The organism is Pectobacterium punjabense, from assembly GCF_012427845.1.
In the GTDB taxonomy this organism is placed as follows: Bacteria; Pseudomonadota; Gammaproteobacteria; order Enterobacterales; family Enterobacteriaceae; genus Pectobacterium; species Pectobacterium punjabense.
Genome location: NZ_CP038498.1, coordinates 1,458,326 through 1,473,286, shown reverse-complemented (window position 1 = coordinate 1,473,286; position 14,961 = coordinate 1,458,326). Strand labels below are relative to the sequence as shown.

The 14,961-nt window shown below is 51.4% G+C and carries 15 protein-coding genes; 14 read left to right on the top strand and 1 reads right to left on the bottom strand.

Going from position 1 to position 14,961, the window contains the following annotated elements:
- Window positions 1–159 precede the first annotated feature (159 nt).
- The 8 genes from E2566_RS06555 to E2566_RS06520 all read left to right on the top strand — a co-directional run bounded on the left by E2566_RS06555 (window position 160) and on the right by E2566_RS06520 (window position 8,033).
- A complete protein-coding gene (locus tag E2566_RS06555) occupies window positions 160–1,218 on the top strand; it encodes a PhoH family protein (protein WP_039472515.1) in 1,059 nt (352 codons plus the stop codon).
- Complete coding sequence (ybeY, locus tag E2566_RS06550; protein WP_107168300.1) at window positions 1,215–1,694, top strand: rRNA maturation RNase YbeY; 480 nt, start codon at window positions 1,215–1,217, stop codon at window positions 1,692–1,694. The genes E2566_RS06555 and ybeY overlap by 4 nt, the downstream gene beginning before the upstream one ends.
- A 256-nt stretch (window positions 1,695–1,950) precedes the next feature.
- On the top strand, window positions 1,951–2,829 hold the full coding sequence (gene corC / locus E2566_RS06545; protein ID WP_107168301.1) for a CNNM family magnesium/cobalt transport protein CorC: 879 nt from the start codon (window positions 1,951–1,953) through the stop codon (window positions 2,827–2,829).
- Between the two features lie 7 nt (window positions 2,830–2,836).
- Entirely contained in the window at window positions 2,837–4,366 is a 1,530-nt protein-coding gene (gene lnt, locus E2566_RS06540; RefSeq protein ID WP_107168302.1) for an apolipoprotein N-acyltransferase, read from the top strand.
- A gap of 407 nt (window positions 4,367–4,773) precedes the next feature.
- Complete coding sequence (locus tag E2566_RS06535; RefSeq protein WP_010298785.1) at window positions 4,774–5,670, top strand: amino acid ABC transporter substrate-binding protein; 897 nt, start codon at window positions 4,774–4,776, stop codon at window positions 5,668–5,670.
- Between the two features lie 219 nt (window positions 5,671–5,889).
- A complete protein-coding gene (locus tag E2566_RS06530; protein ID WP_010285409.1) occupies window positions 5,890–6,630 on the top strand; it encodes an amino acid ABC transporter permease in 741 nt (246 codons plus the stop codon).
- Between the two features lie 3 nt (window positions 6,631–6,633).
- Window positions 6,634–7,308, top strand: coding sequence for a glutamate/aspartate ABC transporter permease GltK (gene gltK, locus E2566_RS06525; RefSeq protein ID WP_014914631.1), 675 nt, complete (start codon window positions 6,634–6,636; stop codon window positions 7,306–7,308).
- Window positions 7,308–8,033, top strand: coding sequence for an amino acid ABC transporter ATP-binding protein (locus tag E2566_RS06520; RefSeq protein ID WP_005976306.1), 726 nt, complete (start codon window positions 7,308–7,310; stop codon window positions 8,031–8,033). The genes gltK and E2566_RS06520 overlap by 1 nt, the downstream gene beginning before the upstream one ends.
- Window positions 8,034–8,349: 316 nt before the next feature.
- On the opposite strand, the gene E2566_RS06515 is transcribed toward E2566_RS06520, so the two are convergent.
- Entirely contained in the window at window positions 8,350–8,832 is a 483-nt protein-coding gene (locus E2566_RS06515) for a zinc ribbon-containing protein (RefSeq protein WP_107168303.1), read from the bottom strand.
- A 310-nt stretch (window positions 8,833–9,142) separates the two neighbouring features.
- Between E2566_RS06515 and leuS the strand changes: the two genes are divergently transcribed.
- The 6 genes from leuS (at window position 9,143) to rlmH (ending at window position 14,956) form a co-directional block, all read left to right on the top strand.
- The gene (gene leuS / locus E2566_RS06510) at window positions 9,143–11,725 is read left to right on the top strand and encodes a leucine--tRNA ligase (protein ID WP_107168304.1); all 2,583 of its coding nucleotides are present in this window, start codon (window positions 9,143–9,145) and stop codon (window positions 11,723–11,725) included.
- A 14-nt stretch (window positions 11,726–11,739) separates the two neighbouring features.
- Window positions 11,740–12,294, top strand: a complete 555-nt coding sequence (lptE, locus tag E2566_RS06505; RefSeq protein ID WP_014700736.1) for an LPS assembly lipoprotein LptE — start codon at window positions 11,740–11,742, stop codon at window positions 12,292–12,294.
- Window positions 12,291–13,316 carry a DNA polymerase III subunit delta gene (gene holA / locus E2566_RS06500; protein ID WP_107168305.1) on the top strand — a complete coding sequence of 342 codons (1,026 nt, stop codon included), beginning with the start codon at window positions 12,291–12,293 and terminating at the stop codon, window positions 13,314–13,316. The genes lptE and holA overlap by 4 nt, the downstream gene beginning before the upstream one ends.
- Entirely contained in the window at window positions 13,313–13,972 is a 660-nt protein-coding gene (gene nadD, locus E2566_RS06495) for a nicotinate-nucleotide adenylyltransferase (RefSeq protein ID WP_205942453.1), read from the top strand. Before holA ends, nadD begins: the two co-directional genes overlap by 4 nt.
- Before the next feature lie 194 nt (window positions 13,973–14,166).
- On the top strand, window positions 14,167–14,484 hold the full coding sequence (gene rsfS, locus E2566_RS06490; RefSeq protein WP_010284049.1) for a ribosome silencing factor: 318 nt from the start codon (window positions 14,167–14,169) through the stop codon (window positions 14,482–14,484).
- 1 nt (window position 14,485) lies between these two features.
- Window positions 14,486–14,956, top strand: a complete 471-nt coding sequence (rlmH, locus tag E2566_RS06485; RefSeq protein ID WP_015730925.1) for a 23S rRNA (pseudouridine(1915)-N(3))-methyltransferase RlmH — start codon at window positions 14,486–14,488, stop codon at window positions 14,954–14,956.
- Window positions 14,957–14,961 lie beyond the last annotated feature (5 nt).

Sequence of the window (14,961 nt, the reverse complement as noted above, 5' to 3'; positions counted from 1 at the left end):
TTTTGCGAAGCGGCATCCCAATATCATTATTGTGACTTGCACCATCGGGCATTCACGATGAATAATTCATTCATATGGCGGGCACATCAGGCCGTCTGACAACCGTTCATTTTGTATGGGCAGAATAGCGCCCGTACAGTAACGCTCAAGAGGAATAATTTGAACGTAACGACAAAAGAGATTGCCCTTGAACCCGCAGATAACCAACGCCTACTCAGCCTTTGCGGTCCGTTTGATGACAATATTAAACAGCTAGAGCGCCGCTTAGGCATCGAAATCAATCGCCGAGACAATCAGTTCAAACTGGTCGGTAAAAGCCTGCTGACGCAGGCTGCGGCAGATATTCTGCAACGTCTGTATGTTGATACAGCACCGGTACGTGGCGTCATCGGTGATATCGATCCTGAGCAAATTCACCTTGCGATTAAAGAATCCCGCGTGCTGGAGCAGTCTGCGGAACACGTTCCTGACTATGGCAAAGTGGTCAATATCCGCACCAAACGCGGCGTAATCAAACCGCGCACGCCGAATCAGGCACAGTATGTCGCCAATATCCTCGATCACGACATCACGTTCGGTGTTGGTCCAGCGGGAACGGGGAAAACCTACCTGGCCGTCGCTGCCGCCGTAGATGCATTGGAGCGTCAGGATATTCGCCGTATTCTGCTAACGCGCCCAGCGGTCGAAGCCGGTGAAAAGCTGGGCTTCCTGCCTGGCGATCTAAGCCAGAAAGTCGATCCCTACCTGCGCCCACTTTATGATGCCCTATTTGAAATGCTGGGATTTGAGCGCGTCGAAAAGCTTATCGAACGCAACGTAATCGAAGTTGCGCCACTGGCTTACATGCGTGGCCGAACGCTGAACGATGCCTTTATCATTCTGGATGAAAGCCAGAACACCACCATCGAACAGATGAAAATGTTCCTGACGCGCATCGGGTTCAACTCAAAAGCCGTCATCACTGGCGACGTAACACAGATCGACTTGCCGAAAAACCTGAAATCCGGCCTACGCCACGCCATTGAAGTGCTGGCCGATGTGGAAGAGATCAGCTTTAACTTTTTCCACAGCGAAGACGTAGTGCGCCATCCCGTAGTCGCACGGATTGTGAATGCCTATGAAGCATGGGAAAATGCCGAACAGAAACGTAAAGACGCCTTAGCAGAACAGCGTAAGCGTGAAGCGCAGGCAGCGGCATCAGATCAGGAGCAAAAATGAGTCAGGTGATTCTCGATTTACAAATCGCCAGCGAGCAAGCACAGGGATTACCGGAAGAGAAAGACTTTCAGCGCTGGCTGGAAGGCGTTCTGCCGCAGTTTCAGGAAGTCGCTGAAGTCACCATCCGTATCGTGGATGAAGCAGAAAGCCGCGACCTGAATAACACCTATCGCGGGAAAGACAAGCCGACCAACGTGCTGTCGTTTCCTTTTGAAGCACCGCCTGAAGTCGAACTTCCTCTGCTTGGCGATTTAATCATCTGCCGTCAGGTTGTGGAACGTGAAGCTACAGAGCAGGAAAAAACCGTAGAAGAGCACTGGGCGCACATGGTTGTCCATGGTAGCCTGCATCTGCTAGGGTATGACCATATCGAAGACAGCGAAGCCGAAGAAATGGAAGCGCTGGAAACCGAGATTATGCAAAGTATGGGCTATGCCGATCCTTACCTTGCAGAAAAAGATGGCCTCACCGAATAAATAGAAATACATTTTGTATAGACCCTAAATAATTCGAGTTGCAGGAAGGCGGCGACACAACGAATCCCAGAAGCTTACACCAGTAAGTGACTGGGTGAGTGAGGAAAGCCAACACACATGCAGCTTGAAGTATGACGGGTATAGCCCGAGATCGGGAAGATGTCGGGTACTTATTCTGTTTGCTCCACGTCAGCCGCAGTGTCGATTCCAACGGCTGGCAATAATTCCTTAACAAGAGTGATGTTAATTAAAACGCATGAGCGACGACCATTCTCAAAACAGCGATGCACCCAGTCCCAAAAAGGGCTTCTTTTCTCTTATTCTTAATCAGCTTTTTCACGGCGAGCCAAAAGATCGTAACGGTTTACTCACTCTGATTCGTGATTCCGAACAGAATGAACTGATCGATCCTGAAACGCGAGATATGCTCGAAGGCGTCATGGATATCGCCGACCAGCGTGTACGCGACATCATGATCCCTCGCTCGCAGATGATTACGCTCAAGCTCGATCAAACGCTGGAAGAGTGCCTGGACGTGATTATCGAATCCGCCCACTCTCGTTTCCCCGTCATTAGCGAAGATAAAGACCATATTGAAGGTATCCTGATGGCCAAGGATTTGCTGCCGTTTATGCGTAGCGACTCCGAGCCCTTCAGTATGGATAAAGTCCTGCGTTCAGCCGTTGTTGTGCCGGAAAGTAAACGCGTTGATAGAATGCTGAATGAGTTCCGCTCATTGCGCTATCACATGGCGATTGTCATTGATGAATTTGGTGGCGTATCCGGTCTGGTCACAATCGAAGATATCCTTGAGCTGATCGTCGGCGAAATTGAAGACGAATACGACGATGAAGAAGACAGAGATATTCGTCAGCTTAATCGCCAGACTTACACCGTCCGTGCGTTAACCGATATCGAAGATTTTAACGAAGCTTTCGGCACACGGTTTAGTGATGATGAAGTTGACACCATCGGCGGCTTGGTCATGCAGTCTTTCGGCCATCTTCCTGCTCGTGGCGAAACCATCGACATAGAAGGTTACCTGTTTAAGGTTGCGATGGCAGACAGTCGCCGTATTATTCAAGTTCATGTCAGAATCCCTGACAATGCTCCTCAACCAAAATTGGAAGAATAATTTGGCAATGGTTGTCGCTTCTTTTCTACAACGCCAGCAGGTTAAAGCCCTGCTGGCGCTCTTATTTGGTGCCTGTGGCACGCTGGCATTTTCTCCCTTTGATTTCTGGCCTGCGGCGATTATCTCGCTCATGGGGCTACAGGCACTGACGCTCAACCGCACGAGTCGCCAGTCAGCCTGGATAGGGTTTTGCTGGGGGTTAGGTCTGTTCGGCAGCGGCGTAAACTGGGTTTACGTCAGTATCGCGCAATTCGGCGGGATGCCAGGCCCTGTCAATGTTGCCCTGGTCATTCTGCTCGCCGCCTATTTGTCACTCTATCCTCTGCTGTTTTCTGCCCTGCTCTCACGCCTGTGGCCGAAAGCCACGCTGTGGCGTCTGGCGCTTGCCGCCCCTGTGCTCTGGCAATTAACCGAATTTCTGCGAGGCTGGGTGCTCACTGGCTTTCCGTGGCTGCAATTCGGCTACAGCCAAATTGACGGGCCGCTAAAAGGTATCGCGCCTATTCTGGGTATCGACACCATTACCTTCCTCTTGATGAGCCTCAGTGGGCTACTCGTTTACGCTATCAATCAGCGAAAAATCGCACCAGCGGCCATTGCTATCGGTGTTTTCGTTTTATCATGGCCGCTACGCAGCGTGCAGTGGTACACCCTGCAACCAGAACGCGCCGTTAATGTCGCGTTGGTACAAGGTAATATCCCGCAGGCCATGAAGTGGGAACAAAACGAGCTGTTGAACACGCTGAGGATCTATCTGGATAACAGTCTGCCTTATATGGACAAGGCACCTATCGTTATCTGGCCGGAAACGGCAATTCCTGATATTGAAAGCCGTCAGAACGCTTATTTAAAGCAGATTGACGATATTCTACGTAGTCGTAATAGCAGCCTGATTACGGGTATCGTTGATATCCGACGTGATGGTAATAAGACCGATTTCTATAACTCAATTATCGTACTCGGCGACAAAGAGCCATACAACTACCCCACGACGAATCGCTACAACAAAAACCATCTGGTACCTTTTGGCGAGTTTGTCCCGCTGGAAACGTTGTTACGTCCGTTGGCACCGTTCTTCGATCTCCCCATGTCATCGTTCAGCCGCGGAGACTACGTTCAGCCGCAGCTTTCTGTGCATGGCTTCAAGCTTAATGCCGCTATTTGTTATGAAATCATCTTAGGGCAACAGGTACGAGATAACTTCCGGCCAGACACCGATATGCTGTTGACCATCTCGAACGACGCGTGGTTCGGCCACTCAATCGGCCCGTGGCAGCATTTCCAGATGGCACGCATGCGTGCGCTGGAATTAGGCCGTCCTCTGGTTCGTAGTACCAACAACGGCGTCACAGCGGTGATTACGCCAGATGGCAAAGTCAGCGCCAGTCTGCCGCAGTTCACGCGTGCAGTGCTGGATACGCAGGTCGTGCCAGCAACGGGGATAACGCCTTATGCGCGCTTCGGTTCCTGGCCGCTCTGGATCATTACGTTACTGGGCGGCGTTGCTGCCGTTTTCTTCGGTTCGCGTCGCCGATAACCCGCCCCTCTTCACATCCCTAAGGGCATGCTTTTGCATGCCTTTTTTTATTTCTGGCACGGTATTTGCCTCTTATTACCCTGTAAAGGGTTGTTTCTGTATTTTTTTGGATATTACGTCGGCGTAAAGCTCTCTTACGGGGCAAGTAACGCACCAAATTGGTGCCACCTTCTGACATTGCTGCTATTTGGTGCGGCGGATATCGCAAAAAACAAACATTCCCATTTCAATCTATTTACAATCAGCTACTTTTTAACTGTATAGACAGTAACTTCGCGCTTTAACGGTGCAGCGTTATCACAAAGAAGTCGCAAAGCATTATGAGTGATACAGCAATACGATGTTAGCTTGAAGACAATGTTGACTTGAAGATGACAGGTATATAACGACAGCAAAGGGGTTAGAACATGCAAATGCGTAAACTGGCATTATCACTGCTTCTGCTTGGCACCGCCGCCAGCGTAGCTCAGGCTGAAGATCTGGCCGGTACATTGAAAAAGGTCAAAGATAATGGCGTGATCGTCATTGGACACCGCGAATCGTCCGTGCCTTTTTCTTACTATGACAACACGCAAAAAGTGGTCGGCTACTCTCAAGCCTACTCTGACAAAATTGTCGAAGCGGTTAAGAAAAAACTGGATGCGCCTAATCTGCAGGTCAAGCTACTCCCTATCACCTCTCAGAACCGTATCCCACTGTTGCAGAACGGTACCTTTGATTTTGAATGTGGTTCAACGACTAACAACTTGGAACGTCAGAAACAAGCCGCGTTCTCTAACACCATTTTCGTGGTCGGTACGCGTCTGTTAACCAAAAAAGATTCCGGCGTAAAAGACTTCCCGGATCTAGCGGGTAAAACCGTCGTAGTGACTTCCGGCACCACCTCTGAAGTTCTGCTGAACAAGCTGAATGAAGAAAAACAGCTGAAAATGCGTATCATCAGTGCGAAAGACCATGGCGACTCCTTCCGTACGCTGGAAAGCGGCCGCGCTGTCGCTTTTATGATGGATGATGCGCTGTTGGCAGGCGAACGTGCGAAAGCGAAAAACGCCGATCAGTGGGATATCGTCGGCAAAGCGCAGTCTGAAGAAGCCTACGGCTGTATGTTGCGTAAAGACGATCCGCAATTCAAGAAGCTGGTTGATGACACCATCGCTGAAGTTCAGACCTCCGGTGAAGCTGAAAAATGGTTCGATCGCTGGTTCAAACAACCGATCCCACCAAAAGATCTTAACCTGAACTTTGCACTGTCAGACGAAATGAAAGCGCTGTTCAAAGCGCCAAATGACAAAGCACTAAACTAATTAATAATGAGAATAAGGGCAGAGCTATCTGCCCTCTGATTGCTGATTCGTGGCAGGACAGACAGGCATCTGATGGTCGTTCCCCATCACATGTTGCCCCGAGAAATTTCGATAAACAGGAAAATAAACAATACACCTGTAGTTTGAAACAGAACGGGAATATGGCCGCTCATCAATCTTCAGGGTAGCTTCGCTACCCTTTTTTTACCGGAGTTCGTTATGTCAATAGATTGGAACTGGGGCATATTTCTACAAGCCGCCCCCTTCGGCAACACAACCTACCTCGGGTGGATTTTGTCCGGTCTGCAAGTCACCGTCACATTATCTATCTGTGCCTGGATTATCGCCTTTCTTATTGGTTCTTTATTTGGAATCCTGCGTACCGTCCCAAATCGTTTTCTTGCGGGCATTGGCACCTGCTACGTCGAACTATTTCGTAACGTCCCACTGATTGTCCAGTTCTTTACCTGGTATCTGGTGGTTCCCGAGCTGCTTCCCGTCAACATCGGTATGTGGTTTAAAGCCGAGCTAGATCCCAATATTCAATTTTTCCTGTCATCGATGATTTGTCTGGGGCTCTTCACCGCAGCGCGCGTTTGTGAGCAGGTGCGTGCAGGGATTCAATCGCTACCACGCGGCCAGAAAGCCGCCGGGCTAGCAATGGGCTTGACGTTGCCGCAAACCTACCGCTATGTATTACTACCGAATGCGTACCGTGTGATTGTTCCGCCGTTGACCTCAGAGATGCTGAACCTGGTAAAAAACTCGGCCATCGCTTCCACGATTGGTCTGGTTGATATGGCAGCACAGGCAGGGAAACTGCTGGACTATTCCGCCCACGCGTATGAATCCTTTACCGCCATCACGCTGGCGTACGTTGGCATCAATGCCATCATTATGTTGATTATGCAGGTCGTTGAGCGAAAAACCCGTTTGCCGGGCAATATGGGGAGCAAATAAATCATGCATGAATTTGACTGGAGCTCAATTGGGCCAAGCATGCCGTACCTGATTCAGGGGATGGTCGTCACACTCAAAATTACGCTAACGGCGGTGGTCTTCGGGATTGTCTGGGGCACGATTCTGGCGGTAATGCGCCTGTCGCCGATCAAGCCTATCAGTTGGTTTGCCAAGCTGTATGTGAACCTGTTCCGCTCCGTTCCACTCGTCATGGTTCTGCTGTGGTTCTATCTGGTGGTTCCTAGCTTATTACAAAATGTGCTTGGGCTATCGCCGAAAACCGATATTCGACTGATTTCAGCTATGGTAGCCTTCTCGCTGTTCGAGGCAGCCTATTATTCTGAAATCATTCGTGCGGGTATCCTCAGCGTGTCACGCGGTCAATCTTCCGCGGCGTTAGCATTAGGAATGACGCACTGGCAATCCATGAAGCTGGTTATTTTGCCACAGGCATTCCGCGCCATGGTGCCGCTGTTGCTGACGCAAGGTATTGTCCTGTTTCAGGATACCTCACTGGTTTACGTACTCAGCCTCGCTGATTTCTTCCGTACCGCCTCAACCATCGGCGAGCGTGACGGAACACAAGTTGAAATGATCCTATTTGCTGGGTTCATTTATTTTCTCTTCAGCATTACTGCCTCAATGCTGGTCAGTTACCTGAAAAAAAGGACGGTTTGATGATTTCCCTGAAAAATGTTTCTAAATGGTACGGCCAATTTCAGGTGCTAGCCGACTGCTCCACAGAAGTAAAAAAAGGTGAAGTTGTGGTCGTCTGCGGGCCTTCTGGCTCGGGTAAATCAACCCTGATCAAAACCGTAAATGGTCTGGAACCGATTCAGAAAGGTGAAATTACCGTCAATGGCACTGCTGTTAACGATAAAAAAACCAATCTGGCCCAGTTACGTTCCAAAGTCGGGATGGTGTTCCAGCACTTTGAACTGTTCCCACACTTGTCGATTATCGAGAACCTGACGCTCGCGCAGGTGAAAGTGCTGAAACGTAAGCGTGAAGACGCCAAAGCTAAAGCGCAGAAGCTGTTAGAACGTGTGGGGCTGGCGGCGCACGCCAACAAATACCCAGGGCAGCTTTCCGGTGGTCAGCAACAGCGTGTCGCCATCGCGCGCGCGCTATGTATGGACCCTATCGCGATGTTATTTGACGAACCGACATCCGCACTTGATCCAGAGATGATCAACGAAGTACTGGACGTTATGGTTGAACTGGCGCAGGAAGGTATGACCATGATGGTCGTCACCCATGAAATGGGCTTTGCCCGTAAAGTGGCGCACCGCGTGATCTTTATGGATGAGGGCAAAATCGTTGAGGACACCCGCAAGGATGATTTCTTCAACAACCCACAGTCTGAACGCGCGAAAGACTTCCTGGCGAAAATCCTGCATTAATAATCAGATACAGCGTGCCGCAAGGCACGCTGCTGACTGGTAAAGCGCGTCGAGCGGTGGTAATGGGTAGATCGTAAAGACGCTGCAAGTACATCCGTGTAAGCTCGGATTGCGCAGATATGAATATCATCCCTGAGATTCACCCTTGCAGGGCAGTCGCAAGCGACGTTCAAAAGCGTTCCTGACGCTTTTGTCCATGGCGCAAACGCTTTACTCTTCTATCCCATTATCACCGTTCTCGTTCTGTAAATCGGTTTGCCAAAAATCTTAATATGCCGTAAGGCAGCTTATTTACTGCTCCTACAGCCCTACAGCCCTACGGTTGAAACGGCTGGCGGTGGAACAGGTCATGCGAGCATTTCGGGCACAGTGGCAAAACCTCCGGCGTGTAGAATGCAATATGATGATGGCAGTTCTCACACACCAAATTACCTAGCCCCACCACTTCACCGCTGTGGTACACCCCGTGATGATTCACATCTTTGAAGATCTCACGCCACTCTAGCTGCGTTTTATCCGTAATATCCGCCAGTTCCTGCCACAAACTTTCCTTAATCACTCGCATAAAAACACTGTCGGTGAATTCATCCTGACTTTCACTATAGCTGCGGCCAAACTCTTCCAGATCGCGCTGAACAGCCTGAATCACCTGTTCTATTTCTTTCTGCGTCAGCTCCGAGCCTTCCAGCAGGGTTTTGCGGGCGCTCTGCACCAGACTATCAAGATCGCGTTCACCGTTGTTCAGCCGGGCTGTAACTGAAGCCATTAACTCGCGGTAATAGCGGGCTAGTTTATTCATGCTTCCTCCTGAATAAGCGGGTTGAGGGGCGATAAAGCACGACTATTCGCCGTCTGGCACACCAAATCAAAAACCGACATGTTGCCTATCTCTCTCTATTTTAGATTATTTTTCCCGCACAACTGAGGAAATTGTCGTCAATTTGCGCAATTCATCGCAGTATGCCGCTCGCAAATCATAAATATCCCTCAGTCAGGCGCTGGGTGTTGTTGCCTGCGTCGCTTACGGCTATGCTATGCGGATCTTTTGTTATGAATCAGAACAGGCTACTCACGTAGCGATTCTCCACTAAACAGGACCCCTGGCAGCCATGCAAGAGCAATACCGCCCAGAAGAGATAGAAGCGGACGTCCAGCTTCACTGGCAAGAGAAGCAGACATTTAAAGTCACCGAACAGCCTGGCAAGGAAAAATACTATTGCCTTTCCATGCTACCTTACCCTTCTGGTCGACTACATATGGGCCACGTCCGTAACTACACCATCGGTGACGTGATTTCCCGCTATCAGCGCATGTTGGGTAAAAACGTTCTGCAACCAATCGGTTGGGATGCGTTTGGCCTGCCAGCTGAAGGCGCTGCGGTCAAAAATAATACCGCGCCAGCACCCTGGACCTATGCCAACATCGATTACATGAAAAACCAGCTCAAACTGCTGGGCTTTGGCTATGACTGGGATCGTGAAGTCGCGACCTGTAAACCAGACTACTACCGCTGGGAACAGTGGTTCTTCACCAAGCTGTACGAAAAAGGTCTGGTGTATAAAAAAACCTCCGCCGTTAACTGGTGCCCGAACGACCAAACCGTGTTGGCGAACGAACAGGTTATCGACGGCTGCTGTTGGCGCTGTGACACCAAGGTTGAGCGCAAAGAGATTCCGCAGTGGTTTATCAAAATCACCGCTTATGCCGACCAACTGCTGAACGATTTGGATACGCTGGAAAGCTGGCCTGAGCAGGTCAAAACCATGCAGCGTAACTGGATTGGCCGTTCCGAAGGTGTAGAAATCACCTTTGACGTGGCAGACAGCGCAGAGAAACTGACGGTTTACACCACGCGTCCAGATACGTTTATGGGTGTGACCTACGTTGCCGTTGCCGCAGGCCACCCTCTCGCAGCACAAGCTGCCGCAGCGAATCCCGCGCTGGCCGATTTCATTGCAGAATGCCGTAATACCAAAGTTGCCGAAGCCGATATGGCGACGATGGAGAAAAAAGGCATGGCCACCGGCCTGTATGCGATTCACCCGCTGAACGGTGAGAAAGTCGCTATCTGGGTCGCCAACTTTGTTCTGATGGAATACGGCACAGGCGCAGTGATGGCCGTTCCGGGCCACGACCAGCGCGACTGGGAATTCGCCACCAAATATGACTTGTCCATCAAGCCAGTTATTTTGAATGCCGATGGCAGTGAACCCGATCTGTCTGCTGAAGCGATGACCGAAAAAGGCAACCTGTTCAACTCCGGCGAATTTGACGGTCTGGATTTCGACGCTGGGTTCAATGCTATTGCCGATAAGCTGGTAGAAAAAGGCATTGGTGAGCGTAAAGTCAATTATCGTCTACGCGATTGGGGTGTCTCCCGTCAGCGTTACTGGGGCGCACCAATCCCAATGGTGACGCTGGAAGACGGCACCGTCATCCCAACGCCAGAAGATCAACTGCCGGTGATCCTGCCGGAAGATGTCGTGATGGATGGCATCACCAGCCCGCTGAAATCTAACCCGGAATGGGCGAAAACTACCGTTAACGGTCAGCCAGCACTGCGTGAAACCGACACGTTCGACACCTTTATGGAATCCTCCTGGTACTACGCCCGCTATACGTGTCCGCAGTACGACCAAGGAATGTTAGATCCGGCTGCCGCCAACTACTGGCTGCCTGTTGACCAATATGTCGGCGGTATCGAACACGCCATCATGCACCTGATGTATTTCCGCTTCTTCCACAAACTGATGCGCGATGCAGGTCTGGTGACATCTGATGAACCCGCCAAACGCCTGCTGTGTCAGGGCATGGTGCTAGCGGATGCCTTCTACTATCTGGGTAATAACGGCGAGCGCATCTGGGTTTCACCTACCGACGTTACCGTTGAGCGTGATGAGAAAGGTCGCATCGTCAAAGCCGTCGATAACGAAGGCCATGACGTGATCTACGCCGGTATGAGCAAAATGTCGAAGTCCAAAAACAACGGCATCGACCCGCAGGTTATGGTAGAGAAATACGGTGCAGATACCGTTCGTCTGTTCATGATGTTTGCTTCTCCTGCGGAAATGACGCTGGAATGGCAGGAATCCGGCGTAGAAGGCGCGAACCGCTTCCTGAAACGCGTCTGGAGACAAGCCTTTGAGCACACCGAGAAAGGGGCAACAACGGCGCTGGATGTCGCGACGTTAACGGAAGATCAGAAATCACTGCGCCGCGATTTGCACAAAACGATCGCTAAAGTGACCGATGATATTGGCCGTCGCCAAACCTTCAACACCGCAATCGCCGCCATCATGGAACTGATGAACAAGCTGGCGAAAGCGCCGCAGGAAAGCGATCAGGACCGCGCACTAACGCAGGAAACACTGCTTGCCGTCGTTCGTATGCTCTATCCGTTCACTCCGCATGTTTGTTTCACACTGTGGCAGGCACTGCAAGGTGAAGGCGATGTGGATACCGCACCGTGGCCGGTTGCAGATGAGAACGCGATGGTGGAAGATTCCAAACTGGTCGTCGTTCAGGTTAACGGTAAAGTACGTGGTAAAATTACCGTTGCCGCTGACGCCAGCGAAGAACAGGTTCGCGAACGCGCTGCTCAGGAACCGCTGGTCGCGAAATATCTGGACGGCGTCACGGTTCGTAAAGTGATTTATGTCCCTGGCAAACTGCTTAACCTGGTTGTAGGTTAAGGCAAGGAGGAACTGTGCGACATCGTCTATTCACGTTGTTGCTGGGGCTGGCGGTGTTAATCACCGCTGGCTGCGGTTTTCATCTGCGCGGCACGACACAAGTGCCCACGCAGTTACAAACACTCATCGTCGACAGCAGTGACCCTTATGGTCCGCTAACACGTGCGGTGCGCGAGCAGCTCCGTCTCAGCGATGTAAAAATCGTTGATGATGCGACACGTCAGGATATCCCGTCTCTGCGGGTACTGGGCTCAAGCGAAACACGTGATACTGTCTCTATTTTTCAGGACGGTAAAACAGCGGAATACCAGATGGTGCTAACGTTGCAGGCGCAAGTGCTGATGCCGGGTGAAGATATTTACCCACTCAGTGTGACGGTGTTCCGCACGTTCTTTGATAACCCGCTGGCTGCACTGGCTAAAGATGCCGAACAGGATATCGTCCGTCAGGAAATGCGTGAACAAGCTGCTCAGCAGTTGGTACGTAAGTTGCTGACTATCAACGGTAGTCAGGAAGTCAAAAATCGGCTGCAATCCACCGATTCAACGACTGCCGCCACGCGTTCATGATTCGGCTTTACCCCGAACAACTCACCGCGCAGCTCCATGAGGGGCTGCGCGGTTGTTATTTAGTCTTTGGCTCAGACCCTCTCCTACTGCAAGAAAGTCTCGATAACATCAAACGAGTCGCTCAGCAGCACGAATTCAGCGAGCATTTCAGCTTCATTCTGGATCTGCATACCGACTGGGATGCGATTTTCAGTACCTGTCAGGCGCTCAGCCTGTTCGCTTCTCGCCAATCGCTTCTGCTGGTCTTGCCGGAAAACGGCCCGAACGCGGCGATGAGCGACAATCTGGTCAAGCTCTCTGGATTATTACACCCCGATATTTTGCTGATTCTGCGCGGCCATAAACTGACCAAAGCGCAGGAAAACAGCGCCTGGTTTAAAGCGCTGGCACAAGACAGTGTCTATATCAATTGCCTGACGCCGGAACAAGCACAGCTCCCCCGTTGGGTTGCTCAACGCGCCAAAGCCATGAAATTGACGCTGGATGAACAGGCCACGCAGCTCATTTGTTACTGTTATGAGGGCAACCTTCTCGCGCTGTCTCAGGCGCTAGAACGGTTGGCACTGCTTTATCCTGATGGCAAGCTGACACTACCGCGTGTAGAGAATGCGGTAAACGATGCCGCTCATTTCACGCCTTTCCACTGGCTTGATGCATTGCTGGCAGGTAAAGCCAAGCGCGCCTGGCACATTTTGCAGCAGCTAAAGCAGGAAGATTGCGAACCTGTTATTTTGCTACGCACGCTACAGCGTGAACTGCTACAACTGCTGGCGCTAAAACGGCGTATGTCAGACACGCCGCTGCGTACGTTATTCGATCAGCAAAAAGTGTGGCAAAACCGACGTGACCTGCTCACACAGGCATTACAGCGGCTCTCTCTTCAGCAGCTACAGCAGGCCGTGCGATTGCTAACGCAGGTGGAAATAACCCTAAAGCAAGACTACGGTCAGTCCGTTTGGTCTGAATTGGAATCACTTGCCATGCTGCTGTGCGGCAAAGCCTTGCCGGAGGCATTCATCTGAATACATCATCCGCAGCACCATCGTTGACCGCGTTTTTTGGCGGCACGTTTGACCCGATTCATTACGGCCACCTTCAACCAGTGACCGCGCTGGCAAAGCTCGTGGGGCTGACTCACGTCGTCCTGATGCCCAATAACGTTCCGCCGCACCGACAGCAGCCCGAAGCCAGTTCCCGCCAGCGTTTTCATATGGCTGAGCTGGCCGTTGAAGGCAACCCACTATTTAGCGTGGACGATCGAGAACTGCAACGACAAACGCCTTCCTACACGATTGATACATTGGAAGCATTGCGGGCTGAAAAAGGCGGCGATGCACCGCTGGGTTTTATCATCGGGCAGGACTCACTGCTGACGCTACACCGCTGGCACCGCTGGCAAGATCTACTCAGCGTTTGCCATTTGCTGGTGTGCGCTCGCCCCGGCTATCGCTCGGCGATGGAAACACCCGAATTACAGCAATGGTTGGACGATCATCTGACGCACACGCCGGACGATCTTCATCAGCAACCGCACGGGCGGATCTTTTTGGCAGACACGCCACTGGTCACCATTTCCGCAACGGACATTCGCCAACGGCGACAGCACGGTCTGAACTGTCACGATTTATTGCCTCCCATCGTGCTCAATTACATCGACGAACACGGCCTGTACCACTAGCACAGGTTTTCCCGTCCATCAGCCACGGGCTTTATACCACTCGGCAAAAGTGCGTGATATACTCCGCGGCTGGTTTCAATCACCGGGAAAAGCGGGAATTCTCGGCAATTACTCGGTGATTTACGTTTTTCTTAAACAATTCAGCGCCACACGCGTTCATCAGTGACTGATAGAACGCCATTGAGGGGGAACCTTTGCAAGGTCAAGCACTCCAAGACTTCGTTATTGATAAGGTCGATGACTTAAAAGCCCAGGATATCGTTGCACTCAACGTCCAGGGTAAATCCAGCATCACCGATTACATGGTTATCTGTACGGGCACCTCTACACGCCATGTCGCGTCTATTGCCGATCACGTCGTGCAATCTTCACGCGCCGCGGGTCTGATCCCACTCGGAGTAGAAGGCGAAAGCGCCGCTGACTGGGTTGTTGTCGATTTAGGTGACGTGATGGTTCATGTCATGCAAGAAGAAAGTCGCCAGTTGTACGAACTGGAAAAACTGTGGGGCTAGCATGAAACTGCAACTGGTCGCCGTTGGCACCAAAATGCCCGACTGGGTGCAGACTGGTTTCACCGATTATCTGCGGCGCTTCCCGAAGGACATGCCTTTCGAATTACTCGAAATTCCGGCGGGGAAGCGGGGTAAAAATGCCGATATTAAACGCATTCTGGAGCGCGAAGGCGAACAGATGCTGGCTGCGGTGGGCAAAGGCAACCGTATTGTTACGCTGGATATTCCAGGTACTCGCTGGGAAACGCCACAGTTGGCGCAACAGCTTGAGCGCTGGAAACAGGATGGGCGCGATGTCAGTCTGCTGATTGGCGGACCGGAAGGGCTTGCGCCAGAATGCAAAGCCGCGGCGGAACAAAGCTGGTCGCTCTCGCCATTAACGCTGCCGCACCCGCTCGTTCGCGTGCTGGTGGCAGAGAGCCTGTATCGAGCATGGAGCATTACGACTAATCACCCTTACCATCGGGAGTAAGGCGA

Coding starts and splice junctions, on each gene's coding strand:
- ybeY (WP_107168300.1), top strand. CDS start 1,215: ATGAGTCAGGTGATTCTCGATTTACAAATCGCCAGCGAGCAAGCACAG.
- corC (WP_107168301.1), top strand. CDS start 1,951: ATGAGCGACGACCATTCTCAAAACAGCGATGCACCCAGTCCCAAAAAG.
- lnt (WP_107168302.1), top strand. CDS start 2,837: ATGGTTGTCGCTTCTTTTCTACAACGCCAGCAGGTTAAAGCCCTGCTG.
- E2566_RS06535 (WP_010298785.1), top strand. CDS start 4,774: ATGCAAATGCGTAAACTGGCATTATCACTGCTTCTGCTTGGCACCGCC.
- E2566_RS06530 (WP_010285409.1), top strand. CDS start 5,890: ATGTCAATAGATTGGAACTGGGGCATATTTCTACAAGCCGCCCCCTTC.
- gltK (WP_014914631.1), top strand. CDS start 6,634: ATGCATGAATTTGACTGGAGCTCAATTGGGCCAAGCATGCCGTACCTG.
- E2566_RS06520 (WP_005976306.1), top strand. CDS start 7,308: ATGATTTCCCTGAAAAATGTTTCTAAATGGTACGGCCAATTTCAGGTG.
- E2566_RS06515 (WP_107168303.1), bottom strand. CDS start 8,832: ATGAATAAACTAGCCCGCTATTACCGCGAGTTAATGGCTTCAGTTACA.
- leuS (WP_107168304.1), top strand. CDS start 9,143: ATGCAAGAGCAATACCGCCCAGAAGAGATAGAAGCGGACGTCCAGCTT.
- holA (WP_107168305.1), top strand. CDS start 12,291: ATGATTCGGCTTTACCCCGAACAACTCACCGCGCAGCTCCATGAGGGG.
- rlmH (WP_015730925.1), top strand. CDS start 14,486: ATGAAACTGCAACTGGTCGCCGTTGGCACCAAAATGCCCGACTGGGTG.